Origin of the sequence: Superficieibacter sp. (assembly GCF_032071645.1) — a bacterium.
Lineage (GTDB): Bacteria > Pseudomonadota > Gammaproteobacteria > Enterobacterales > Enterobacteriaceae > Superficieibacter.
The window spans coordinates 108,621-132,179 of sequence record NZ_DAMAPU010000009.1 but is presented as its reverse complement, the minus strand read 5'-3'; the positions used below and the strand labels follow the sequence as shown (position 1 = coordinate 132,179).

Below are 23,559 nucleotides of genomic sequence, written 5' to 3'. Positions count from 1 at the left end.
CTATCTGCGATACTGACGATTCGAACCTGCAGCAGGTTCGGGCCGAACGCAGTGAGGTAACGGAGCCGCCTGCGGCGACGGCCCGAAGGGCGAGCGAAGCGAGTCATCCTTCACGACCCACCAATGCAAAAAAGCGCCCTAAAGGCGCTTTTTTGCTATCTGCTCTTAAGTAATGCCCTTCTTTGCCGATAACTGATTTTTAAGGCAAAAAGGAGCCGACAATGACCACGATTTCCACGTCCACACCCGCTGTACAAAGCGGCGGCAGTAGCAACGCCTCTTCAGACATCGCCCGCATCACCCGGCAGATCGCCAAACTTACCCAGCAGCTTAAAGACGTCGCTGATTCCAGTGGCAGCGAAGATGATAAGAAAAAGCAGCAGGAGATGATCCAGACACAAATTAAAATGCTTCAGGCGCAGCTGGCGCAACTTCAGCGCGAGCAGGCAGAGAAGTCGCAGCAGAAGCAGGAGCAACAGCAGGCGAAGGTTGAAGGCGTTAATCGTCCGTCCGACGATCATCAAATCGATATTTATATTTGATAAAGCGGGTTATGCGTGCGGCCTGCCGAAAGCTCGCTGGCCTGCGCGCGAACCACCTCCCACAACGCCTGGGCAGCCGTCGAGAGCGAGCGATTTTTACGTCGCGCCAGCATCAGCTGCCGCTCAACCACTGGCGTCAGACGCTTAACTTTCAGATGACTCCCCTGCGGCAAAGGCAGCGCCAGCGCGGGTAGTACGCTAATACCAATCCCTGCTTCTACCATCGGAAACAGCGTAGCCGGGTGTCCAATCTCCTGCACAATATGAGCATCAACTGAAAATCGTGCCAGCGCGGCATCAATCAGCGGTCGGCTGCCGGAGGCATAATCCTGAAGTACCAGCCGCTCATGCTGAAGATCCTGCCAGCACGCACATTCCTGTACTGCAAAAGGATGATCTTCACGGCACAGGAGCAGAAAAGGTTCAGCCAGGATCGTCTCGCACTGCAGATCGTTTACCGCACCCGGATCGATGACGATGCCAAAATCCACTTCGCCCTGACGAATGCTTTCCAGTACCCACTGCTGCGGACGGTCATGCAGCACGAAGTCAATTTCCGGGTAGCAGCGATTACTCTGTGCGATGCAGCGGGGGATCAGATGTGCGGAGATCGTCTGGCTGGCAGCCACGCGCACCTTGCCGGTAAGTTGCGTTCCGACCCGACCGGCGTCGCGCAGCGTGCTATGCAGCTCATCCAGCACCCGCTCAAGACGAGCCGCAAGCTGCTGACCCGCCTCGGTCAGTGCCACTTCGCGGGTGGTACGATCCAGCAGCCGCACGCCGGTTTGTTGCTCCAGTTCTTTCACGCTGTGGCTGACCGCCGACTGGCTCAGGCCAATCATCTCCCCTGCCGGCTAAAACTTTTAACCCGGGCGACGGTGACGAAAACACGAAGCTGACGCAGAGAGTAATTCATCTTTTTTATTCATGAATAGATGCAATAAATCAATTTTATTTCTCAAACGGAAAAAAGCACAATAGGGTTATCGATTTTCAGGAGCGTATATGAAATTTTTCCGTATTCTCGATCCTTTTACACTAACGCTGGTCGCCGTGGTCCTGCTGGCCTCTTTCTTCCCCGCACGCGGTAATTTTGTGCAGTATTTTGAATGGCTGACCACAGCGGCCATCGCGCTCCTGTTTTTTATGCACGGGGCGAAGCTGTCGCGGGAAGCGATTATCGCTGGCGGTAGCCACTGGCGATTGCATCTGTGGGTAATGTGCAGCACCTTTATCCTTTTCCCGGTGCTCGGCGTGCTGTTTGCCTGGTGGGCCCCGGTGAATGTCGATCCGCAGCTCTATACCGGTTTCCTTTACCTGTGCATTTTGCCTGCCACCGTCCAGTCGGCTATTGCCTTTACGTCGCTGGCGGGCGGTAACGTTGCTGCCGCCGTGTGTTCAGCGTCCGCTTCCAGTCTGCTTGGGATTTTCTTATCGCCGCTGCTGGTTGGGCTGGTGATGAACATGCATGGGGCGGAAGGTAGTCTGCAACAGGTGGGGAAAATTATGCTGCAACTGCTGCTGCCGTTTGTGCTGGGACATCTCTCCCGACCGCTGATCGGCGAGTGGGTGGCGCGGAATAAAAAATGGATTGGCAAAACCGATCAGACCTCCATTCTGCTGGTCGTGTACTCCGCTTTCAGCGAGGCGGTCGTCAACGGTATCTGGCATAAAGTGGGCCCGGGTTCGCTGCTGTTTATCGTGGTGGTCAGTATTGTGCTGCTGGCGATTGTGATCGCAGTGAACGTGCTGGTTGCCCGCAAAGGCGGATTCAGCAAAGCTGACGAAATCACCATTGTGTTCTGTGGATCGAAGAAAAGCCTGGCGAATGGCATCCCAATGGCCAACATTCTCTTTCCGGTGTCAGCGATCGGGATGATGGTACTGCCGCTGATGATTTTTCATCAGATCCAGCTTATGGTTTGCGCGGTGCTGGCGCGACGCTACAAGCGCCAGACCGAGCAACGCCAGGCGCAAGTCGCGAAAGTTTAGCGCGGGCGTTTCAGGGGCTGCACCAGTTGGGTCAGCCCCTCTGTTTTGATGAGCAGCGTGATTGCCATCAGTTCGCCAAGCCGCCCGGCGGGAAACTCATCCTTGCGGGCAAACCACAGCAGATATTCTTCCGGCAAATCAATCAGCCTGCGACCTTTGTATTTGCCGAACGGCATCTCGGTATTAGCGATTTCTATCAGCTGCTCTTTTTCCACTTATGCCCCCAGCAGGCGGATCATCTCCGCTTCGTCAATCACCTCAATGCCCAGTTCCTGCGCCTTCGCCAGCTTGGAGCCAGCGGCTTCCCCGGCAATGACCAGATCGGTTTTCTTTGAGACGCTGCCGGATACCTTCGCGCCCAGCGCCGTAAGACGTTCTTTGGCATCGTCACGCGACATCAGGCTCAGACTGCCGGTCAGTACCACCGTTTTCCCGGCAAACGGGCTGTCGATTTCTTCGGCTTTAATCACCACCGGCGCAGGCCAGTGAATGCCGACCTCTTCCACCAGCTGGCGGATCACCTCGCGGTTGCTCTCTTCTTCAAAGAAGTTGAAGACGTGCTTTGCCACCACCACGCCGACATCCGGTACTTTTTGCAGTTCCTCAACCGACGCGGCTTCCAGCGCCTCCAGCGTGCCGAAATAAGCCGCCAGCCCCGCCGCCGTGGATTCACCGACTTCACGAATGCCGAGCGCGTAGAGGAAACGGGCAAAGGTCGTCTCTTTGGCCTTATCCAGCGCGTTGACCACGTTCTGGGCGGATTTCGGTCCCATCCGATCCAGCCCGGTGAGTTTGCCCGCCGTCAGACGGAACAGATCCGCCGGGGTATGGACGTACTCTTTTTCCACCAGTTGATCGATAATCTTGTCGCCCATACCGTCAACGTCCATCGCGCGGCGCGAGACAAAATGCTTAAGCGATTCTTTGCGCTGTGCGCCGCAAATCAGCCCGCCGGTGCAGCGGGTCACCGCCTCGCCTTCCACGCGCTCAACGTCAGAGCCACAAACCGGACAGTGTGCCGGGAAAACCACCGGACGCGTTTCTTCAGGGCGCTCGGTGAGCACCACGTTAACGACCTGCGGGATCACATCACCGGCACGGCGGATCACCACTTTGTCGCCAATACGCAGGCCCAGACGTTCGATTTCATCCGCGTTATGCAGCGTGGCATTGCTGACCAGCACCCCCGCCACCTGAACCGGCTCCAGCCGCGCGACCGGGGTGATGGCCCCGGTGCGGCCTACCTGAAACTCTACGTCGCGCACGGTGGTCATCTGCTCCTGCGCCGGGAATTTGAAGGCCACCGCCCAGCGTGGCGCGCGTGAAACGAAGCCCAGTTGTTCCTGCAATGCCAGCGAGTTGACCTTTATTACCACGCCATCAATATCAAAGCCGAGGGTCGGACGGTCTTCTTCGACCTTACGATAAAACGCCAGTACCGCTTCGGGAGAATCGCAGAGCGTTACGCGGTTGCTGACCGGCAGCCCCCAGGCCTTAAATTGTTGCAGGCGGCCAAGATGCGTATCAGGTAGTTCCCCACCTTCCAGAATCCCCACGCCGTAGCAGAAAAAGGTTAACGGACGCTTTGCGGTTATGCGTGGATCGAGCTGACGCAGCGAACCTGCCGCCGCGTTACGCGGGTTGGCAAAAACCTTACCGCCTTTTTTGCGCGCTTCTTCGTTGATTTTTTCAAACCCGCTTTGCGGCAGAAAGACTTCGCCACGCACTTCCAGCCGCGCCGGAATACCTTCACCGTGTAGCTTAAGGGGAATAGCGCGAATGGTGCGCACGTTGGTGGTGATGTCTTCACCCGTGGTGCCGTCGCCGCGAGTCGCTGCCCGCACCAGAATGCCATTCTCATAAAGAATGCTCACCGCCAGGCCGTCCAGCTTCAGTTCGCAGCACCAGGTCAGTGCGGCGGTATTTTTCAGTCGATCCTGCACGCGTTTTTCAAAGGTGAGGAAACTTTGTTCGTCGAAGACGTTATCCAGCGACAGCATCGGGATTTCGTGCCGCACCTGGCTAAAAGAAGCCAGCGGCGCAGCGCCCACCCGTTGGGTGGGCGAATCAGGCGTAATTAAATCCGGGCGCTGCGCCTCAAGCTCGCGCAGTTCACGCATCAGGCGGTCATATTCGGCGTCCGGGACTTCCGGCGTATCCATAACATGATACAAATATTCATGATGGCGAAGCGTGGTTCGCAGTTCAGTCAGTTGTTGTTCAATAGAGTCCATATCACACCATCAATATAAAAAACCCCCGACAGGCGGGGGTTCAGAGAAAAGAGTAAAGCAGCCAGACGTTATGCGTTGGCCTCTTTCACCTCGCGAATACGATCCTGATACTCACGCAGTTTTTGCGGGGTCATCATCCGACGCTGATCGTCGAGCACTACGCCACCCACTTCATCCGCGATGTATTGTGCGGATTGCAGCATGAGCTTGAAGTTCTGCAACTCATCACCGTAGGAAGGCACCTGCATAAAGATAGTGACGCCAGGCGTGACGAAATCGGTCATGGATTCTGATTCAAAGAAACCCGGTTTCACCATGTTGGCCAGGCTAAACAGTACCGGACCACCACCATCAGTACTCAGGTGGCGATGGAAAATATTCATTTCACCAAATTTGAAGCCCGCCTGCTGAATGCTGTTCAGCAATAATTCACCGCTGATCTGCGTGCCGTGATGCGCCGAAACGTTCATCACGATGACCGTTTCCGCACGTTTCGGTTTTTCCTGAACGGGAGCAGGTTCGACAGGCTGCGGTTGGGGGGCTGGCTCGTGAACCCCCTCTGGCTGCGGCGCAGGCTGAGGCTGGCGAACCGGCGGCGTTTGCACCGGTTGCGGCTGCGCTGGCGGTTGCTGCGGCACGGGCTGCGGTTGGTGAACAGGCTGCGGCTGTTGTACGGGTTGCGACGGATGAACAGGCTGATGCTGAACAGGCGGCTGCGGCGGCTGGCGCACGGGCTCTTCCTGCTGCTGCACAGGCGGCTGCGGCTGGCGAGGCTGTGCCGATTCATAAGGCGGCTGATAGCGGTGTTGAGGCTGACGAGGGGCTTCATGCTCGCCGGGTGCTGCGCCAGGGGCGTGATTAACCCGATGAACTCGCACTTCACCTACGCTGTCAGCGTCGTCTTCGAACTCACTGCTATCAGACTCGTCGTCATCACGCTGTGACTTCATGCGTTTTAGTGGGCGATCGCGAAACATAGAAGAGCGCTCTTTACGGCTGGTCCAGAACCCATGGACCAGTAAAGCGATTATGGCGATCGCGCCAACAATGATTAATATCAGACGCAAATCCTGCATCATTATATTCTCTGTTGTTCTAACACCTTGCCACCACGGCAAACATTTACTCACTAAGAGTATTTGCCGATTACGTCAAGTGCAAGTGCGCGCAAGGATTTCACCGCATAAAGATGAACTAAATTGTGCCTTTTGCTGATTTTTCGAACATTTCTCAACTGGAGATTGCCGCACAACCGGATAATATAGGCGAGTTACTCATCCGGCAGCAGTAAAAGGAGCATTGCCTGAACATGACGTCATCCTCTTCAGCGACTTCAAGAAGCGGTCTTTATTACTTTTCCCAGGGGTGGAAACTGATCTCCCTGCCCGGCATTCGCCGTTACGTTTTTATGCCGCTGTTAATCAACGTGCTGTTGATGGGTGGCGCATTCTGGTGGCTGTTTACCCGGCTGGATACCTGGATCCCCGCCCTGCTGAGTTACGTACCGGACTGGCTGCAATGGCTTAGCTATGTGATCTGGCCACTGGCCGTGATTTCCATACTACTGGTATTTGGTTATCTTTTTTCTACCCTCACCAACTGGATAGCCGCCCCGTTTAACGGCCTGCTGGCGGAGCAACTCGAAGCGCGGCTAACCGGCGCAACGCCACCCGACGGCGGTATTATGGGTATCATGAAAGATCTGCCGCGCATCATGAAGCGTGAATGGCAAAAACTTGCCTGGTATCTGCCGCGCGCGGTGCTGTTGCTGATCCTCTACTTTATTCCCGGCGTTGGTCAGACGGTGGCCCCGATACTGTGGTTTTTATTCAGCGCGTGGATGATGTCTATCCAGTATTGCGATTATCCGTTCGATAACCATAAAGTCCCCTTCCGGACGATGCGCGGGGCGCTGCGCACGCGCAAAATGACCAACATGCAGTTCGGCATGATCGTCAATCTGTTTACCATGATCCCGGTGCTCAATCTTTTCATCATGCCGGTTGCGGTTTGTGGTGCAACGGCCCTGTGGGTGGATGAATATCGCCCCAACCACGCGCTGTGGCGGTAATGGGGAAGAAGTGGATTATTCCACTTCTTATTCCATACTGGTCATCATTATTTCCCTTCAGCATATAGATATGCGAAATCCTTACTTCCGCATATTCCATGAGCAGGTATGCTGGTGCCGTCACCCCAAATTTCATACAGTTAAGGACAGGCCATGAGTAAGATTTTTGAAGATAACTCGCTGACTATCGGTCATACGCCATTGGTTCGACTGAACCGAATCGGTAACGGACGCATTCTGGCGAAGGTAGAATCACGCAACCCAAGCTTTAGCGTTAAGTGCCGAATCGGTGCCAACATGATTTGGGATGCTGAAAAACGCGGCGTACTGAAAGCGGGCATTGAGCTGGTCGAGCCGACCAGTGGTAATACCGGGATTGCGCTGGCCTACGTTGCCGCTGCGCGCGGTTACAAACTGACCCTGACCATGCCGGAAACCATGAGCGTGGAACGTCGCAAGCTGCTGAAAGCGCTGGGTGCTAACCTGGTACTGACCGAAGGCGCGAAAGGCATGAAAGGGGCGATCCAGAAAGCGGAAGAAATCGTCGCCAGCGATCCGGCGAAATATCTGCTGCTCCAGCAGTTCAGCAACCCGGCAAATCCGGAAATTCATGAAAAGACTACCGGCCCTGAAATCTGGGAAGATACTGACGGTCAGGTTGACGTTTTCATCTCCGGCGTGGGTACTGGCGGTACGCTGACCGGCGTCAGCCGCTACATCAAAAATACCAAAGGCAAAACCGACCTCATCACCGTGGCGGTTGAACCATCCGATTCTCCGGTTATTGCTCAGGCACTGGCAGGCGAAGAGCTGAAGCCTGGCCCGCATAAAATTCAGGGCATCGGCGCAGGCTTTATTCCCGGTAACCTCGATCTGAAACTGGTTGATAAAGTCGTTGGCATTACCAACGAAGAAGCGATTTCTACCGCTCGTAAGCTGATGGAAGAAGAAGGCATTCTGGCCGGGATTTCCTCCGGCGCGGCGGTCGCAGCGGCGCTGAAGTTACAGCAAGATGAAACCTTTACCAACAAGAATATTGTGGTTATCCTACCCTCTTCGGGTGAGCGTTATCTGAGTACTGCACTGTTTGCCGATCTGTTCACAGAGAAAGAGTTGCAACAGTAGTGCCAGTTTGTAAAATTCGCGTAAAAAAGCACCCAGAGGGGTGCTTTTTTGTGGCGTACTTCAAACTTTTACCCCTCCCGGCATTGCTTCACCCCGTCAGGTCTGGTATTTAACCAGCAGAATTATTTTGATGCGCGAAATTATTCAAAAGTGGCTTTTCCACTGGCTGAATCGATTTTATGATTTGGTTCAAATCTTGCTTTCGCGGCATAATGTTTAATGACGCGCTAAACGTCTAAGGCCAGTAGTTCCTGTCCCGATTACGTTAACGTAACCGTTAAGCGCAGGCGCTTATGATCCAGGCTAAAGTGTAGCCAACAAGCTAAACTTTAGATCCACAATACTAAACCTATAAGTTGGGGAAATATAATGTTCCAGCAAGAAGTTACTATTACCGCTCCGAACGGTCTTCACACCCGCCCTGCTGCTCAGTTTGTGAAAGAAGCCAAAGGTTTTACTTCCGAAATTACTGTGACCTCTAACGGCAAAAGCGCCAGCGCAAAAAGCCTGTTCAAACTGCAAACTCTGGGTCTGACTCAGGGCACCGTTGTCACCCTGTCTGCAGAAGGTGAAGACGAGCAAAAAGCAGTTGAGCATCTGGTTAAACTGATGGCTGAACTCGAGTAAGTTCACGGGTTCTTTTTAATATCAGTCACAAGTAAAGGTAGGGTTATGATTTCAGGCATTTTAGCATCCCCGGGTATCGCTTTTGGCAACGCGCTGTTGTTAAAAGAAGATGAGATTGTCATCGACCGGAAGAAAATTTCTGCCGATAAGGTTGATCAGGAAGTTGAACGGTTTCTGAGCGGTCGCGCAAAGGCGTCTGCCCAGCTTGAAGCAATTAAAACCAAAGCTGGTGAAACTTTCGGCGAAGAAAAAGAAGCCATCTTTGAAGGGCATATCATGCTGCTCGAAGATGAGGAGCTGGAGCAGGAAATCATAGCCCTGATTAAAGATAAGCACATGACTGCTGACGCAGCAGCCCATGAAGTTATCGAAGGGCAGGCAACTGCTTTAGAAGAACTGGATGACGAATACCTGAAAGAACGTGCGGCTGACGTGCGTGACATCGGTAAGCGTTTGATGCGTAACATTCTCGGCATGGCGATCATTGACTTAAGCTCAATCCAGGACGAAGTGATCCTCGTTGCCGCTGACCTTACCCCTTCAGAAACCGCACAGTTAAACCTGCAAAAGGTACTGGGCTTTATCACTGATGTGGGTGGCCGTACTTCTCACACCTCCATCATGGCGCGTTCTCTGGAACTGCCTGCTATCGTGGGTACCGGCAGCGTAACTGCCCAGGTGAAAAACGGCGATTATCTGATTCTGGATGCCGTAAACAATAAAGTTTACGTCAACCCAACTAATGAAGAAATCGATCAACTGCGTGCCGTTCAGGAGCAGGTTGCCAGCGAAAAAGCCGAACTGGCCAAGCTGAAAGATCTGCCTGCGATTACCCTTGACGGTCATCAGGTTGAAGTCTGCGCTAACATCGGCACCGTGCGCGATGTAGACGGTGCAGAACGCAACGGCGCGGAAGGCGTGGGCCTTTACCGTACCGAATTCCTGTTCATGGACCGCGACGCGCTGCCGACCGAAGAAGAACAATTCTCCGCGTACAAAGCCGTTGCTGAAGCCTGTGGCTCTCAGGCGGTTATTGTCCGTACCATGGACATCGGCGGCGACAAAGAACTGCCGTACATGAACTTCCCGAAAGAAGAAAACCCGTTCCTCGGCTGGCGTGCCGTGCGTATCGCCATGGATCGTAAAGAAATCCTGCGCGATCAGGTTCGTGCAATTCTGCGCGCTTCTGCTTTCGGCAAACTGCGTATCATGTTCCCGATGATCATCTCTGTAGAAGAAGTCCGCGCACTGCGCAAAGAGATCGAAATCTACAAACAGGAACTGCGCGACGAAGGTAAAGCCTTCGATGAAAGTATTGAAATTGGCGTAATGGTTGAAACTCCGGCGGCAGCGACTATTGCCCGTCATTTAGCCAAAGAAGTCGATTTCTTTAGTATCGGTACCAATGACTTAACCCAGTACACGCTGGCAGTTGACCGTGGTAATGATATGATTTCCCATCTTTATCAGCCGATGTCACCGTCCGTACTGACTCTGATTAAACAAGTTATTGATGCTTCTCATGCTGAAGGTAAATGGACCGGCATGTGTGGTGAGCTTGCAGGCGACGAACGTGCTACACTTCTGTTGTTAGGGATGGGTCTGGATGAGTTCTCAATGAGCTCCATTTCTATCCCGCGCATTAAGAAAATTATTCGTAACACGAATTTCGAAGATGCGAAGGTATTAGCAGAGCAGGCTCTTGCTCAACCGACAACGGACGAGTTAATGACGCTGGTTAACAAGTTCATTGAAGAAAAAACAATCTGCTAATCCACGAGATGCGGCCCAATTTACTGCTTAGGAGAAGATCATGGGTTTGTTTGATAAACTGAAATCTCTGGTTTCTGATGATAAGAAAGACACCGGAACTATTGAGATTATTGCTCCGCTGTCTGGCGAAATCGTGAATATCGAAGACGTGCCGGATGTCGTTTTTGCTGAAAAAATCGTTGGTGATGGTATTGCCATCAAACCTACCGGTAACAAAATGGTTGCACCGGTTGATGGTACCATCGGCAAAATTTTTGAAACTAACCATGCGTTCTCTATCGAATCGGATAGCGGCATTGAGCTGTTTGTTCACTTCGGTATCGACACCGTCGAACTGAAAGGCGAAGGCTTCAAGCGTATTGCTGAAGAAGGCCAGCGCGTGAAAGTCGGCGACACGGTTATCGAGTTCGATCTGCCGCTGCTGGAAGAGAAAGCCAAGTCTACCCTGACTCCGGTTGTTATCTCCAACATGGACGAGATCAAAGAACTGATCAAACTGTCTGGTAGCGTGACCGTGGGTGAAACACCGGTTATTCGCATCAAGAAGTAAGCATTACTCCATAAAAAATGGTGCCTTCTGGCACCATTTTTTTTATCTTTCTGCCAGCGGCGGCAGGATCAGTTCATCGCTTTCTCTTTCATGCGTGTAGCGCATCACTTCCAGCACGCGGAAACCGGCAGTTCGCACGGCGTCCGTGAGTTCCAGACCCTTCACTAATCCACTCACCAGCTGTGCGCAGAATAAATCACCGGTGCCTTTTAAATCGGTCTTCACGCGCGGATGGGAAACCACATCGACGCTGTCGGCGGTCACTACAATCACCTGCATCTGCTGGCTCTCATCGGCACCGGGCGCGCTGGTGATGACGATCCATTTCAGTGTGTCCGAAAGCAGACTTTTTGCGGCAGCAATGGCGCTGTCCACATCGCGGCAGTTTCTGCCGGTTAATACTTCCAGCTCAAAAACGTTCGGCGTCAACCCCTGAGCCAGCGGCAGCAGATGGTCACGGTACGCTTCCGGCAGGTCAGGTTTAACATAGATCCCGCTGTCGATGTCGCCAATGACCGGATCGACCAGGATCAGCAGGTCAGGATGCGCCTCGCGCAACGCAGTCAGCCAGCGGGAGAGAATGTTGATTTGCGACGCCGTGCCCATATAGCCCGTCGTCACCGCCCGGAGCTGACGCAACGCATCGCGCTCCTGTAACCCACGCAGATAGCCGCTAAACCATTCATCGGGGATCGCCCCGCCATAAAAGGTGTCGTAGTGCGGCGTATTGCTTAACAGCACCGTCGGCACGGCAAAAACGTTCAGCCCGTTCTGTTTGATAGCCGGTACGGCGATGCTGTTACCCACGCTGCCGTAAACCACCTGCGACTGCACGGCGACAATATCCGCCTGTAACGCCCTGCTCTTATCATTGAACAACAATAAACTACTCATTTCTTACTCTGTCTCCTTGCCGACGATCGCCAGCACATCCCGTCAGAAACTTTACCCGATTTTGGCAGTCAAATCGCCGACAGATATCAAGGAGATGGAGTTTCTATGAAGAAAATATTTTGCCTGGTTGCCGCACTGCTGATGACGTTCCCGGCTTTCGCCAAACTCAACGCCCATGAAGAAGCCCGTATCAACGCCATGCTTGACGCGCTGGCCCAGAAAAAAGACCTGGTCTTTGTGCGCAATGGTGATGCGCACAACTGTGACGAGGCCGTTTCTCACCTGCGCCTGAAGCTGGGCAATACCCGCAACCGCATTGACACCGCCGAGCAGTTTATTGATAAAGTCGCGTCGTCCTCATCGATCACCGGGAAGCCGTATATCGTTAAAATTCCCGGCAAGAGCGATGAAAACGCGCAGCCTTATCTGCATACGCTGATCGCAGAAACGGACAAAAATCTGTAGCTTAAATTCCCGCGCCCTGACTGAAATGCTCTTCACCGAACACCCCGGTGGAGAGATAACGGTCGCCACGGTCGCAAATAATCGCTACGACTACCGCACCGGGGTTGGCGCGCGCCACGCGCAGTGCGCCAGCTACCGCGCCACCTGAACTGACACCGCAGAAGATGCCTTCGCGTACCGCAAGCGTGCGCATGGTGTCTTCTGCTTCCCGTTGATGAATATCCAGCACCTCATCCACCAGCGCGGCGTTGAAAATACCCGGCATATATTCCGCAGGCCAGCGGCGGATGCCCGGAATACTGCTTCCCTCAGCCGGTTGTAAGCCGACAATCGTCACCGCCTTCTCCTGCTCGCGCAGAAAACGCGACACGCCGGTAATCGTGCCGGTCGTGCCCATGCTGGAGACAAAATGGCTGATGCGTCCGGCGGTTTGCCGCCAGATTTCCGGGCCGGTAGTCGTATAATGCGCATAGGGGTTATCAGGATTGTTGAACTGGTCCAGCAACTTGCCTTCCCCACGTTCGGCCATTTCGGCTGCCAGATCCCGCGCTCCTTCCATGCCCTGCTCTTTGCTGACCAGAATCAGATCAGCACCGTAGGCGCGCATGGCGGCACGGCGCTCCTGGCTCATGTTATCGGGCATGAGCAGCTTCATGCGATAGCCTTTCAGCGCGGCAATCATCGCCAGCGCAATGCCCGTATTACCGCTGGTGGCTTCGATCAGCACGTCGCCAGGTTTAATTTCGCCGCGTTTTTCCGCCTCGACAATCATCGAAAGCGCCGCGCGATCTTTCACCGATCCCGCCGGATTATTGCCTTCCAGTTTGACCCAGATTTCGCTGCCGTTGTCCGGCCCCAGACGCTGTAATTTGACCAGCGGCGTATTGCCGATGGTTTGCTCTAATGTGTCCACGTTTTTTGCTCAATAAAAAGCCCGGCTAGCGCAGCGCCACCGGGCGATAAACATACTGATTAAGCTATCAGGCGGATTCTGCCAGAGCAAGCGCCTGATGATTTTCGATGCGCTCCTTGCCGTGATAGAGACGCGCATGTTGTAGCCCGACAAACAGTCGTTCGCCGCGCACCGGAGCGTTATCGTCCTGCATCACTACGGTGAGAGGTTCGTCATGCCAGCCAAGCGGTTGCACCACCAGTTGGGTGTAATGGCCTTTCGGACTGGCTTCGATAACCTGCACCGGCAGCGGCGCGTCCAGACTGGTGCGGCGGCTGATGTCCACTTCCCACGGACGCAGAAATAGCTCTACCGGCCCCTGATGCGCAGAGGTATAGCCCAGCGGCCAGCGGTGCGCACCAACGTGGAACTGCCCGCCGCGAATAGTGCCGTTCAGACGATTGACTTCGCCCATAAACTCCAGCACGAAGCGGGTCGCCGGTTCACGCCAGACCTGATCCGGCACGTCCACCTGTTCGATATTTCCCTGGCTCATCACCACGACCCGATCCGCGACTTCCATCGCCTCTTCCTGATCGTGGGTGACAAACACGCTGGTGAACTTCAGTTCTTCATGAAGCTGACGCAGCCAGCGGCGCAGTTCTTTACGCACCTGGGCGTCCAGCGCGCCGAAAGGTTCATCAAGCAGCAGGATTTGCGGTTCAACGGCCAGCGCACGCGCCAGCGCCACGCGCTGTTTCTGTCCGCCGGAAAGCTGGGCCGGATAGCGTTCCGCCAGATGCGCAAGCTGTACCATTTCCAGCAGTCGGGTGACTTTCGCTTTGATGGTGGCCGCATTCGGGCGCTCACGGCGCGGCAGTACGGTCAGGCCAAACGCGATGTTATCAAACACCGTCATATGGCGAAAAAGCGCGTAATGCTGGAAGACAAAACCCACTTTGCGATCGCGCGCGTGCAGGCGGCTGACATCGGTGCCGTGAAAACGAATATTGCCGCTGGTCTGATGCTCCAGCCCGGCGATGATCCGCAGCAGCGTGGTTTTACCGGAGCCGGACGGTCCCAGCAGCGCCACCATCTGACCTGAAGGAATATCCAGCGAGATATCGTTCAGCACCTGGGTGCGACCAAAAGACTTCTTAATTCTGGCAATCTCAATGCTCATGATTTCCCTCCTGTTGCAGGCGTCGTTCCTGATTGCTCAGACGCCACTGCAACGCACTCTTTAAAAACAGGGTCAGAATAGCCATCAACGCCAGCAGAGCGGCGGCGGTAAACGAGCCGACGGTATTGTAATCCTGCTCAAGCAGTTCAATTTGTAGCGGTAGCGACAGCGTTTCACCGCGAATGGAGCCGGAGACCACCGACACCGCGCCAAACTCGCCAATCGCGCGGGCGTTGGTCAGCACCACGCCATACAACAGCGCCCAGCGAATATTCGGTAACGTCACGCGGCGGAACATCTGCCAGCCGGACGCGCCAAGCAGGATCGCCGCTTCATCTTCATGACTTCCCTGGCTAAGCATCACCGGCACCAGTTCGCGTACCACAAACGGACAGGTCACAAAAATGGTGACTAACACCATGCCCGGCCAGGCGAACATGATTTGCAGGTTGTTCTCGTCCAGCCAGCCGCCAAGTGGACCGTTAGATCCGTAGAACAGCAGGTAAATCAGCCCTGCGACCACCGGTGAGACGGCAAAAGGAATGTCCAGCAGCGTCAGCAGCAGCTGACGCCCCGGAAAGTTAAAGCGCGTCACCAGCCACGCCAGCAGCGTCCCGAACAGCAGGTTGACCGGCACGGTGATCAGCGCAATCAGCACCGTCAGCCAGATAGCATGGAGCATGTCGGGATCGCTTAAGTTTTGCAGAACCGGTGCCAGCCCCTTGCTGAAAGCCTGCACGAAGATATAAATCATCGGCACCACAAGAATAAACACTGACAGCAGCACGCCTGAGGCGATCAGAAACCATTTTCCCCAGTTCACGCGGGGGACGTCATAACGTTTCAATTGAGTCACTTCCGCCATTAATGACCTACCACACGCCGACCAAAGCGACTTTGCAGGGTATTGATTGAGAACAGCAGCAGCAGCGAGGCCGCGAGGATCACCGACGCAATAGCGCTGGCCGCCGGATAATCAAACTCCTGAAGACGGACAAAGATCATCAGCGAGGTCACTTCCGTTTTCCACGCGATGTTCCCGGCGATAAAAATGACCGCACCGAATTCACCGAGGCTGCGGGTAAAAGAGAGCGCCACGCCCGCCAGCAGCGCGGGGGACAGTTCTGGCAGCACCACCTTACGGAAGCTCTGAATGCGCGTGGCACCGAGGGTTTCGGCCGCTTCCTCATATTCCGGGCCTAACTCCTCCAGCACCGGCTGGACGGTACGCACCACAAACGGAATACTGGTAAACGCCATCGCGACCGCGATACCGAGCCAGGTATAGGTGACTTTGATATCGAATTTCGCCAGCCATTCCCCGTAAAAACCGTTAACCGAAAACAGAGAGGCCAGCGTCAGGCCCGCCACCGCCGTCGGCAGCGCAAACGGCAGGTCTATCAGGGCATCCAGCAGCGTGCGTCCGGGAAAACGATAGCGGGTTAAGATCCACGCCATCAGCAGGCCAAAAACGCCGTTAAACACCGACGCCACAAACGCCGACAGCAGCGTTACTTTATACGCGGCCACCACCTGCGGATTGGTGATCACCTCCCAGTACTGCTCCCAGCTCATCTGGGAAAGCTGCATCACCAGCGCACTGAGCGGCAGCAGCATGATCAGGCACACAAACAGCAGGCTGGTGCCGAGGCTTAAGGTAAAGCCCGGCAGCACCCGCCGGGTAGAGACAGCAAACATTACTTACGCCCCGCCGCCAGCAGCTTATCGAGTTCCCCGCCGCTGGCGAAGTGGGTTTTCATCACTTCCGGCCAGGGACCAAAGCTATCTTCCACGCGCAGTAACTCGGTCTGCGGGAATTTGTCTTTCAGTTTGTCCATGACCTGCGGATTATTGACGCGATAGGCGTAGTCAGTGATGATGCTCTGCGCCTGCGGGCTGTACAGCCAGTTCAGGTACGCTTTCGCCGCTTTTTCCGTGCCGTTGGCCTGGACGTTTTTATCCACCCAGGCGACCGGGAATTCTGCGAGGATGTTCACTTTCGGCACCACCACTTCAAAGCCCTGCGCTTCATACTGCTTGCGGATGTTATTCACTTCCGATTCAAAACTTATCAGCACATCGCCCAGGCCACGTTCCACAAATGTGGTTGTGGCACCGCGACCGCCGGTATCAAAAACTTCGACATTCTTCAGAAACTGGGTCATAAACTGCCGGGTTTTGGCCTTATCGCCGCCGTCGGCTTTATCGGCTGCGCCCCACGCGGCAAGATAGGTGTAACGCGCATTGCCGGACGTTTTCGGATTCGGGAAAATCAGCTTCACGTCAGAACGCACCAGATCGTTCCAGTCGTGAATGTTTTTCGGGTTGCCTTTACGCACCAGGAACGCCATCGTCGAATAGAACGGCGAACTGTTATTCGGCAGGCGGCTCTGCCAGTCTGCCGGGATCAGCTTGCCTTTGTCGTGCAGGATTTGCACGTCGGTCACCTGGTTATAGGTGACGACATCGGCTTTAAGGCCCTGCAAAATAGCCAGCGCCTGTTTTGACGATCCGGCGTGAGACTGCTTAATCGTCAGCTTGTCGCCGCCGTTATCTTTTGCCCACTGCTGCTCAAACGGCGGATTAAGGGCGGCAAACAGTTCACGCGAGACGTCGTAAGAGCTGTTCAGCAACTCAGTCGCCTGCGTCTGCGCGGTCAGCAGCAAAGAGGCCGCCAGCAGCAGATACCTTTTTTTCAGTGATTTAACGACCATTGCGCACCCTTATAAATTTATGACTTTCCGATAGCCATAATATTTATAACGGACACCAAAGGAGTAACGGTTTTATATACCGTTTAGTGATTTGCCAGTCGAAAACAGAATAAGCGTGATGACGAATTGAGGGGCGGCGCGTGAATGTCCGCCCCTTTACTCAGGGTTGGAGGGCTACGCAAATCCAGCCGTAAGCGACGGCGAAAAGGATGAGCACCGTTTTCAGTAATAGTGTGATTCTCATCATTCACCCCTTAACTCAAATCGACATTCTTACAGCCAAACAGGGCGGTAATGATAAAACCGGCCACGTAAGAAACCAGCACGCCGCCGCCGTAGACCGCAATGGCAGGCAGGATGCCCTCGTCAGAGGTCATTAACGGCAGCGCGACCAGCCCGGACGGACCAAAGGCGCTGTTGAGGCCGACCGGCAGCCCCAGCCAGGCGATGGTGCCAATAAACAGCCCGCCTGCCGCGCCGCCAAAGCAGGCGGTAACAAACGGCTTCATGCGCTGCAGCGTAACGCCATAAATCAGCGGCTCCCCGACGCCGAGAAATCCCGGAATAATCGCCCCTCGGATTTGTGAACGCAACAGCGAGGTTTTATCCGCGCGCCAGTACAGGGCCAGCGCCGCTCCCACCTGCCCCGCGCCTGCCATTGAAAGGATCGGGAAAAGCGAGTTGAATCCCTGAGAATCCATCAGCGCCAGATAAACCGGAATAAATCCCTGATGCACGCCAAACACCACTGCAATCAGAAACACGCCTGCCAGCACCGCGCAGCCGAGCGGATTGCTGTTGAGGTGCATAAACAGCCATGACATGCCCTGGAACAGCCAGACGCCGATGGGCATAATCACCACAAACGTCAGCGCGGCGGTCACCAGCAGCGTGAGCATTGAAGTCAGGAGCATATCCAGTTCGTCAGGCACATACCGGCGGATGAATCGCTCGATTTTAGCTCCGGCCCACGCCGCCAGCAGCACGCCGATAATATTACCGCGCGGATCGATAGCAATGCCGAAAAAGTCCTGTAGCCCGGAATAGTAGCCGGTGGTGGCAGCAGGGTTATAGCCGAGAATAAACAGCGTGGCGATAATCGCTCCGTTCACCGCCGTACCGCCAAACGCTTTCTGCGCGTTATAGCCGACGAGGATCACCAGAAACGTGAACAGCCCTTTACTGAAAATTTTGAGAAAATTCAGCGCGTCCGGCAGGGTGCCCGTCGCATCCGGGGCGACGTGCAGCGCGGTGCCGATTAAAGTGGCGATCCCCAGCATCAGCCCGGAAGCGATAAAACCGGGAATCAACGGGGTAAAAATAGTGGCGAAATTAGCCAGGAATTGCTGTAAAGAGGATTGCTGTTTATTTTTAAGCTGGCTTTTATTATCCGCCGCTATCGATTTTAAATCCTTTTTGCCCAGCAGATGATTAACGCCCTCCGCCGCACGCTGCGCTTTGCCGACGCCAAATATCACCTGCACTTCGTTGCCGTTAAGAATCACACCGCTAACGCTGCCCGCCAGACGCTCGCTGATTTGCCGATCCACCTGTTCCGTATCGGCGACTTTCAGCCGCAGACGGGTCATACAATTGCCGCAGGAAACAATATTCTCTTCCCCGCCCACCAGCGAAATAATCTGGACCAGTAAGTCCTTACTGATATCTTTAGCCACTCTTTTCCTCGCTCCGTTCCATAGAAGAATGAATAAACGCATTATGCGCCTGGCAAACGGAAGCTGCATTGATTGCGGGAGGATTTTCCAGGGAAGTCACAGAACAGTAAAAAAGGCGGCACCGCAAGCACTTGCGATGCCGCCTTGATTAGCGGGTTTACAGCGCCAGCAGTCGGTCGAGTGAAGGCGCGAAATAGTAGCCGCCGGTGACCGGACGGGTAAAGCGCAGCATGGCATCGCGTTTACCGTCGGTGTCGCCAAACATGCTCAGCAACTGCTGCTCGATATTATAAAGACGCGCGCAGTAGGCGCAGAAATAGAGACCGTGCGTGCCGCTTGCCGTGCCGTAAGGCAGGCTCTGACGCACAATTTTCAGGCTCTTACCGTCTTCTTTGAGATCCACCCGGCTTAAGTGTGAGGTGACAGGACGTTCGTCGCCGTCGATCTCCTCGTTGGCCTCTTTGGTGCGCCCGATCATCATCTCCTGATCGTGAACGCCCATGCGGTTAAGCTGCTTAAGATTATGCTCCCAGCGCTGGACAAAAACGTAGCTGCCGCCAGCGTCCACGCCGTCCTTAATGACCGCGACGTCGCGACGTTTTTCATCGCCCGCCGGGTTTTCAGTGCCGTCCACAAAACCGCTCAAATCGCGATCGTCAACCCAGCGGAATCCGTGAATTTCCTCTTTCACGTCCAGCGCATCGCCAAACGCGTCCAGCGCGGCCTGGGCAAGCGAGAAGTTAACGTCGTGGCGCAGGGAAAGAATGTGGATCAGGACATCGTACTGGGTGGCGGGAGCCAGGCCTTTCCCGTAAGGGATAAAGTCTTTCAGCTCTTCGGCTCCCTCACCGCCGCTCAGGTCGCGCCATGCGTTATGCCCAAAAGCCACCACCGCACCGATGTTGGCTTCCGGGAACTGAGCCTGAAAGGTCGCCAGCTTATCGGCGAAAATTTTACTGCCCGCGCGCAGGAGATCGGTCTCTCCCTTTACATTGGCTTCGATCCAAATCGCCGCGCGACAATGTTCTGGCAAAATGCCACTCTGCACCTGGGACATTGCTTCTCCTGAAAAAATCACGCCACCGTGGCGTTAATGCGGCTATTGTACCGCTTTTTCAGGCGGGCGATTTGTCCCGGCGCAAATTACCGACGCCAGATAATTTTGCTCACGGTCCAGCTTTGCAGCGCGTCGTCGGAAGGCATCAGGTCTGCCGGGCCGCTCCAGTTTCCGGTAAACAGGTAGCTGATATGCTGGCTGCCTTCGGCTTTACACTCCACGGCACCGGCATCATCGCCGGAGGCCTGCTGACAGTTGCCATAGGCTTTGCGGTAGAGATCGCTAAATTTGTTGCCGATTTTGCCGCCGCCATCGGTTTTGATATCCGGGTCCCGCACGTCAATGCGGCTCACCGTGGCGCCGTCGCCGTTAATGACCAGCGCCACGTCATTGCCTTTCAGCGCTTCAAAATAATTCACGATGCCGCCGTTTTCGGTTTTCATCCCGCTGCGCAGACGATAATCGCCGCCCAGCGCATCGCTGATGGCGTCCTGCTTCAATGGCGTCGAACCGGTGATGCCGCTGACGCCATGCTCCGTTACGCTACCCGACGAGCCAAACCAGTTCCACGGATTCGCCGCCGACCAGTTCACCGAGGAGAGCGTTGAGCAACCAGCCAGAGCCAAAGGCATAACGCAGATAAATAAACGCAGCGATTTCATTCACACTTCCTCTATTTTAAATTCAACGCCTGTTGGAGTACGGCAGCGGCAAAAAGTGCCGTTTAATCTGTCTGCGTACTGAAACAGGCACGCAATCGTGGATGGACCAGCAAAAACCAGAGCGCGTAAGCATCCAGAATGACCAGCGCCAGCGCGGTCCCGCTTACCGCCTCACCGGAATACCACAGTAGCGGCTGCCACAGCACCAGAACGCACTGCGCCAGAATGAGCAGCCAGCGTAACGTCCCCCACAGGCGCGGCCAGCTCTGCCGCCGTCCGCTGATCAAAAAGGTGATAACCGCCGGTACGCCGGGCAATAATCCCCACCAGAAGTTATCGTGATCGGGATAGAACAAATTCAGCAGCGCATCGCCCTGATCGCGCGATGCGCCCGCCATGACAAACAATACCCAGGTCCGGGCCTGCAACAGCAGCACCACCCAGAAAAGAACGGGGAGTTTTAACGCGCCGTGACGGTCGTAATCAGAAGGAAAGTACATATGCCCACCTGAAAATAAAACGGCATTATACACAGGGTTTTTCAGGCTATCTGCTAAAGCCGATGCGGGGGAAGGTAATATCAGATCCGCCCCGGAAAAATGGCGGTTTATGTGACGCCCGGCCAGCCAGACAGAACGTTAAGCAATCCGGGCGGATCAACGCCCGGTCAGCCTGGGCACAGAAAGCACAGGCTTAGTACTCTTCATCTTCAATCAGCCGCTTGCCTAAAAGCAGCACATCTGAAGGCTCATAGCCCAACCGCTCGTACATCCCGGAAACCACGTCGTTATCGTCGCGCACCATCACCTGCACTTTCGGGCAGCCGCGCGCGATAAGCTTTTTCTCCAGCCGGTTCAGCAGCGCGTTAGCAATGCCGCGACCGCGAAATTCAGGATGCACGCCGAGGTAATATGCTGAACCCCGATGGCCGTCGTAGCCGCCCATCACGGTGCCGACCACCTCACCGTTGACTTCGGCGACCAGAAACAGACTGACGTCATGCTGGACTTTACGCTCAATATCCATTTCCGGATCGTTCCACGGGCGCAGCAGGTCACAGCGTTCCCACAGAGTGATAACTTCTTCGAAATCCTGCTGGCGAAAAACGCGTATCTCCATGGTAAAACCTGCCTTTTTGGGTTCAAAAGAGTGATTATGGCGCGAACGTGTCGATTAGCCAATATCTCGCGAAACGTGCGGCAAAAAATGGCATAATGCGCGGCATTCATTTATTGAAATGAAAAGTAAAACAATTCTCATCGCGATTGTTCGTCATGACCCTCGCGATACGATATAACATCTGTCACCATTTTCTTTACAACCCAGGCCGAATGAGCACTTTTAAACCACTAAAAACACTCGCATCGCGCCGCCAGGTTTTAAAAACCGGGCTGGCAGTCCTGACGTTGTCGGGGATGTTGAATGCGAACGCAAAAGCAGAATCCCTGAAAACCAGTAACAGCCACAGCAAACCCGCCGCCAAAAAAGCGGGGGCGCGGCGCGTGGTCGTTCTCGATCCCGGTCACGGCGGCATTGATACCGGCGCCATCGGCGGCAACGGTTCAAAAGAAAAACATGTGGTGCTGGCCATCGCTAAAATGGTGCGCGCTAATCTGCAAAGCCAGGGCATTGACGCCCGCCTGACCCGCACCGGCGACACCTTTATACCACTGTACGATCGCGTTGAAATCGCACACCAGCATGGCGCGGATCTGTTTATGTCGATCCACGCGGACGGTTTTACTAATCCGTCCGCGGCGGGCGCATCGGTGTTTGCCCTCTCCAACCGGGGGGCCAGTAGCGCGATGGCGAAGTATCTCTCCGAGCGAGAAAACGCCGCAGACGATCTCGCCGGGAAAAAAGCCAAAGATAAAGACCATCTGTTACAGCAGGTGCTGTTCGATTTAGTCCAGACGGACACCATCAAAAACAGCCTGACGCTTGGCTCGCATATACTGAAGAAAATCAAGCCGGTACACCGCCTGCACAGCCGCAGCACGGAACAGGCCGCCTTCGTGGTGCTGAAATCGCCATCCGTTCCGTCCGTGCTGGTAGAAACCTCGTTTATTACCAACCCGGCAGAAGAAAAGCTGCTCGGCACAACGGCGTTCCGGCAGAAAATTGCCAACGCAATTTCAGCCGGGGTGATCAGCTATTTCCACTGGTTCGACAATCAAAAAGCCCACGCGAAGAAACGCTAATGAAACCCGATGCCCGGCAGGTCAAAGCCTTTTTACGTCAGTTGCAGGACAGGATCTGCCAGCAGCTTTCTCATATTGACGGTACGAATTTCATCGAAGACAGCTGGCAGCGCGAGGCGGGTGGTGGTGGACGCAGCCGCATACTGCGCAACGGCGGCATCTTTGAACAGGCGGGGGTAAATTTTTCCCACGTTTACGGCGAGGCAATGCCCGCTTCCGCCACCGCTCACCGTCCAGAGTTAGCGGGGCGCAGTTTCGAGGCGATGGGCGTGTCGCTGGTGGTGCATCCGCATAATCCGCATGTGCCGACCAGCCATGCCAACGTGCGCTTTTTTATCGCTGAAAAGCCCGGTGCCGATCCCGTCTGGTGGTTCGGCGGCGGCTTTGACCTCACGCCTTTTTACGGCGTGGAAGAGGACGGCATTCACTGGCACCGCACCGCGCGCGACCTCTGCCAGCCGTTTGGCGCAGACATTTACCCGCGCTATAAAAAGTGGTGCGACGACTACTTCTTTTTAAAGCATCGCAACGAGCAGCGCGGCATCGGCGGGCTGTTTTTTGACGATCTTAACACCCCGGATTTCGACACCTGCTTCGCCTTTATGCAGGCGGTGGGCAACGGTTATACCGACGCTTACCTGCCGATTGTCGAACGCCGTAAAGACACCCCCTGGGGCGAACGCGAGCGCAATTTCCAGCTTTATCGGCGCGGGCGCTACGTGGAATTCAACCTGGTGTGGGATCGCGGCACCCTGTTCGGCCTGCAAACCGGCGGGCGCACGGAATCTATTCTGATGTCGATGCCGCCGCTGGTGCGCTGGGAATATGATTATCAGCCGGAAGAAGGCAGCCCGGAAGCCGCGTTGAGCGAGTTTATTCGGGTGCGCGACTGGGTTTAATA

General features: G+C 54.9%; 24 protein-coding genes, 1 other RNA gene and 1 pseudogene. 11 read left to right on the top strand and 15 right to left on the bottom strand.

The features are described from left to right. Position 1: 1 nt before the first annotated feature. Positions 2-123: non-coding RNA, RtT sRNA (locus RT197_RS16380), on the top strand. A gap of 98 nt (positions 124-221) precedes the next feature. Continuing rightward, the gene (locus tag RT197_RS16375; protein ID WP_312952212.1) at positions 222-542 is read left to right on the top strand and encodes a FlxA-like family protein; all 321 of its coding nucleotides are present in this window, start codon (positions 222-224) and stop codon (positions 540-542) included. Here RT197_RS16375 and RT197_RS16370 read toward each other — a convergent pair. Further along, positions 533-1,458 (bottom strand): annotated as a pseudogene (locus RT197_RS16370) (LysR substrate-binding domain-containing protein). The gene RT197_RS16375 and the pseudogene RT197_RS16370 overlap by 10 nt on opposite strands. A gap of 89 nt (positions 1,459-1,547) precedes the next feature. On the opposite strand from RT197_RS16370, the gene RT197_RS16365 reads away from it, so the two are divergent. Next, entirely contained in the window at positions 1,548-2,534 is a 987-nt protein-coding gene (locus tag RT197_RS16365) for a bile acid:sodium symporter family protein (RefSeq protein ID WP_312952211.1), read from the top strand. Here RT197_RS16365 and RT197_RS16360 read toward each other — a convergent pair. The 3 genes from RT197_RS16360 to zipA all read right to left on the bottom strand — a co-directional run bounded on the left by RT197_RS16360 (position 2,531) and on the right by zipA (position 5,847). Then, the gene (locus tag RT197_RS16360; protein WP_312952210.1) at positions 2,531-2,749 is read right to left on the bottom strand and encodes a putative quorum-sensing-regulated virulence factor; all 219 of its coding nucleotides are present in this window, start codon (positions 2,747-2,749) and stop codon (positions 2,531-2,533) included. The two genes, RT197_RS16365 and RT197_RS16360, sit on opposite strands and share 4 nt — an antisense overlap. Continuing rightward, entirely contained in the window at positions 2,750-4,768 is a 2,019-nt protein-coding gene (ligA, locus tag RT197_RS16355) for an NAD-dependent DNA ligase LigA (RefSeq protein ID WP_312952209.1), read from the bottom strand. Between the two features lie 68 nt (positions 4,769-4,836). Next, positions 4,837-5,847: a cell division protein ZipA gene (gene zipA / locus RT197_RS16350; RefSeq protein ID WP_312952208.1), complete on the bottom strand. Its 1,011-nt coding sequence runs from the start codon at positions 5,845-5,847 to the stop codon at positions 4,837-4,839. A 230-nt stretch (positions 5,848-6,077) separates the two neighbouring features. On the opposite strand from zipA, the gene cysZ reads away from it, so the two are divergent. From cysZ to crr, 5 genes are all read left to right on the top strand, one after another. Beyond that, entirely contained in the window at positions 6,078-6,839 is a 762-nt protein-coding gene (gene cysZ / locus RT197_RS16345) for a sulfate transporter CysZ (protein WP_312952207.1), read from the top strand. Positions 6,840-6,992: 153 nt separating this feature from the next. Continuing rightward, positions 6,993-7,964, top strand: a complete 972-nt coding sequence (gene cysK / locus RT197_RS16340) for a cysteine synthase A (protein WP_312952206.1) — start codon at positions 6,993-6,995, stop codon at positions 7,962-7,964. A gap of 369 nt (positions 7,965-8,333) precedes the next feature. Then, a complete protein-coding gene (gene ptsH, locus RT197_RS16335; protein ID WP_002913505.1) occupies positions 8,334-8,591 on the top strand; it encodes a phosphocarrier protein Hpr in 258 nt (85 codons plus the stop codon). Between the two features lie 45 nt (positions 8,592-8,636). Further along, entirely contained in the window at positions 8,637-10,364 is a 1,728-nt protein-coding gene (gene ptsI / locus RT197_RS16330; RefSeq protein WP_312952205.1) for a phosphoenolpyruvate-protein phosphotransferase PtsI, read from the top strand. A 40-nt stretch (positions 10,365-10,404) separates the two neighbouring features. Continuing rightward, entirely contained in the window at positions 10,405-10,914 is a 510-nt protein-coding gene (gene crr, locus RT197_RS16325) for a PTS glucose transporter subunit IIA (protein WP_097333298.1), read from the top strand. 42 nt (positions 10,915-10,956) lie between these two features. On the opposite strand, the gene pdxK is transcribed toward crr, so the two are convergent. Next, positions 10,957-11,808, bottom strand: a complete 852-nt coding sequence (gene pdxK / locus RT197_RS16320; protein ID WP_312952204.1) for a pyridoxine/pyridoxal/pyridoxamine kinase — start codon at positions 11,806-11,808, stop codon at positions 10,957-10,959. Positions 11,809-11,913: 105 nt separating this feature from the next. Here pdxK and RT197_RS16315 point away from each other — a divergent pair, with 105 nt between their 5' ends. Next, the gene (locus RT197_RS16315; protein WP_312952203.1) at positions 11,914-12,273 is read left to right on the top strand and encodes a YfeK family protein; all 360 of its coding nucleotides are present in this window, start codon (positions 11,914-11,916) and stop codon (positions 12,271-12,273) included. Between the two features lies 1 nt (position 12,274). Here RT197_RS16315 and cysM read toward each other — a convergent pair whose 3' ends face one another. The 10 genes from cysM to RT197_RS16265 form a co-directional block, all read right to left on the bottom strand. Next, positions 12,275-13,186, bottom strand: coding sequence for a cysteine synthase CysM (gene cysM / locus RT197_RS16310; protein WP_312952202.1), 912 nt, complete (start codon positions 13,184-13,186; stop codon positions 12,275-12,277). 67 nt (positions 13,187-13,253) lie between these two features. After that, positions 13,254-14,348: a sulfate/thiosulfate ABC transporter ATP-binding protein CysA gene (cysA, locus tag RT197_RS16305; RefSeq protein WP_312952201.1), complete on the bottom strand. Its 1,095-nt coding sequence runs from the start codon at positions 14,346-14,348 to the stop codon at positions 13,254-13,256. Beyond that, positions 14,338-15,213 (bottom strand): sulfate/thiosulfate ABC transporter permease CysW, encoded by an 876-nt coding sequence (cysW, locus tag RT197_RS16300; protein ID WP_312952200.1) that lies wholly within the window; start codon positions 15,211-15,213, stop codon positions 14,338-14,340. The genes cysA and cysW overlap by 11 nt, the downstream gene beginning before the upstream one ends. Next, a complete protein-coding gene (gene cysT, locus RT197_RS16295; RefSeq protein WP_312952199.1) occupies positions 15,213-16,046 on the bottom strand; it encodes a sulfate/thiosulfate ABC transporter permease CysT in 834 nt (277 codons plus the stop codon). Before cysT ends, cysW begins: the two co-directional genes overlap by 1 nt. Then, entirely contained in the window at positions 16,046-17,062 is a 1,017-nt protein-coding gene (locus tag RT197_RS16290) for a sulfate ABC transporter substrate-binding protein (RefSeq protein WP_312952198.1), read from the bottom strand. Before RT197_RS16290 ends, cysT begins: the two co-directional genes overlap by 1 nt. Positions 17,063-17,316: 254 nt before the next feature. Further along, complete coding sequence (murP, locus tag RT197_RS16285) at positions 17,317-18,738, bottom strand: PTS N-acetylmuramic acid transporter subunit IIBC (RefSeq protein WP_312952197.1); 1,422 nt, start codon at positions 18,736-18,738, stop codon at positions 17,317-17,319. A 157-nt stretch (positions 18,739-18,895) separates the two neighbouring features. Next, a complete protein-coding gene (locus tag RT197_RS16280; RefSeq protein WP_312952196.1) occupies positions 18,896-19,795 on the bottom strand; it encodes a Dyp-type peroxidase in 900 nt (299 codons plus the stop codon). Positions 19,796-19,881: 86 nt separating this feature from the next. After that, positions 19,882-20,457, bottom strand: coding sequence for an RpoE-regulated lipoprotein (locus tag RT197_RS16275; protein WP_312952195.1), 576 nt, complete (start codon positions 20,455-20,457; stop codon positions 19,882-19,884). A gap of 62 nt (positions 20,458-20,519) precedes the next feature. Then, positions 20,520-20,957 (bottom strand): DUF2919 domain-containing protein, encoded by a 438-nt coding sequence (locus RT197_RS16270; protein WP_312952194.1) that lies wholly within the window; start codon positions 20,955-20,957, stop codon positions 20,520-20,522. A gap of 193 nt (positions 20,958-21,150) precedes the next feature. After that, positions 21,151-21,576: a GNAT family acetyltransferase gene (locus RT197_RS16265; RefSeq protein WP_312952193.1), complete on the bottom strand. Its 426-nt coding sequence runs from the start codon at positions 21,574-21,576 to the stop codon at positions 21,151-21,153. A 212-nt stretch (positions 21,577-21,788) separates the two neighbouring features. On the opposite strand from RT197_RS16265, the gene amiA reads away from it, so the two are divergent. Then, entirely contained in the window at positions 21,789-22,658 is an 870-nt protein-coding gene (amiA, locus tag RT197_RS16260; RefSeq protein ID WP_312952192.1) for an N-acetylmuramoyl-L-alanine amidase AmiA, read from the top strand. Next, positions 22,658-23,557: an oxygen-dependent coproporphyrinogen oxidase gene (hemF, locus tag RT197_RS16255; RefSeq protein ID WP_312952191.1), complete on the top strand. Its 900-nt coding sequence runs from the start codon at positions 22,658-22,660 to the stop codon at positions 23,555-23,557. The genes amiA and hemF overlap by 1 nt, the downstream gene beginning before the upstream one ends. The last annotated feature ends 2 nt before the right edge of the window (positions 23,558-23,559 follow it).

Excerpts from the sequence above, each read along its gene's own strand:
- RT197_RS16265 (WP_312952193.1), bottom strand. The coding sequence starts at position 21,576 with ATGGAGATACGCGTTTTTCGCCAGCAGGATTTCGAAGAAGTTATCACT.
- pdxK (WP_312952204.1), bottom strand. The coding sequence starts at position 11,808 with ATGAGTAGTTTATTGTTGTTCAATGATAAGAGCAGGGCGTTACAGGCG.
- cysT (WP_312952199.1), bottom strand. The coding sequence starts at position 16,046 with ATGTTTGCTGTCTCTACCCGGCGGGTGCTGCCGGGCTTTACCTTAAGC.
- RT197_RS16375 (WP_312952212.1), top strand. The coding sequence starts at position 222 with ATGACCACGATTTCCACGTCCACACCCGCTGTACAAAGCGGCGGCAGT.
- cysK (WP_312952206.1), top strand. The coding sequence starts at position 6,993 with ATGAGTAAGATTTTTGAAGATAACTCGCTGACTATCGGTCATACGCCA.
- cysA (WP_312952201.1), bottom strand. The coding sequence starts at position 14,348 with ATGAGCATTGAGATTGCCAGAATTAAGAAGTCTTTTGGTCGCACCCAG.
- cysW (WP_312952200.1), bottom strand. The coding sequence starts at position 15,213 with ATGGCGGAAGTGACTCAATTGAAACGTTATGACGTCCCCCGCGTGAAC.
- RT197_RS16365 (WP_312952211.1), top strand. The coding sequence starts at position 1,548 with ATGAAATTTTTCCGTATTCTCGATCCTTTTACACTAACGCTGGTCGCC.
- hemF (WP_312952191.1), top strand. The coding sequence starts at position 22,658 with ATGAAACCCGATGCCCGGCAGGTCAAAGCCTTTTTACGTCAGTTGCAG.
- ligA (WP_312952209.1), bottom strand. The coding sequence starts at position 4,768 with ATGGACTCTATTGAACAACAACTGACTGAACTGCGAACCACGCTTCGC.
- RT197_RS16280 (WP_312952196.1), bottom strand. The coding sequence starts at position 19,795 with ATGTCCCAGGTGCAGAGTGGCATTTTGCCAGAACATTGTCGCGCGGCG.
- RT197_RS16270 (WP_312952194.1), bottom strand. The coding sequence starts at position 20,957 with ATGTACTTTCCTTCTGATTACGACCGTCACGGCGCGTTAAAACTCCCC.
- RT197_RS16315 (WP_312952203.1), top strand. The coding sequence starts at position 11,914 with ATGAAGAAAATATTTTGCCTGGTTGCCGCACTGCTGATGACGTTCCCG.
- cysZ (WP_312952207.1), top strand. The coding sequence starts at position 6,078 with ATGACGTCATCCTCTTCAGCGACTTCAAGAAGCGGTCTTTATTACTTT.
- zipA (WP_312952208.1), bottom strand. The coding sequence starts at position 5,847 with ATGATGCAGGATTTGCGTCTGATATTAATCATTGTTGGCGCGATCGCC.
- crr (WP_097333298.1), top strand. The coding sequence starts at position 10,405 with ATGGGTTTGTTTGATAAACTGAAATCTCTGGTTTCTGATGATAAGAAA.
- RT197_RS16290 (WP_312952198.1), bottom strand. The coding sequence starts at position 17,062 with ATGGTCGTTAAATCACTGAAAAAAAGGTATCTGCTGCTGGCGGCCTCT.
- amiA (WP_312952192.1), top strand. The coding sequence starts at position 21,789 with ATGAGCACTTTTAAACCACTAAAAACACTCGCATCGCGCCGCCAGGTT.
- ptsI (WP_312952205.1), top strand. The coding sequence starts at position 8,637 with ATGATTTCAGGCATTTTAGCATCCCCGGGTATCGCTTTTGGCAACGCG.
- RT197_RS16275 (WP_312952195.1), bottom strand. The coding sequence starts at position 20,457 with ATGAAATCGCTGCGTTTATTTATCTGCGTTATGCCTTTGGCTCTGGCT.
- ptsH (WP_002913505.1), top strand. The coding sequence starts at position 8,334 with ATGTTCCAGCAAGAAGTTACTATTACCGCTCCGAACGGTCTTCACACC.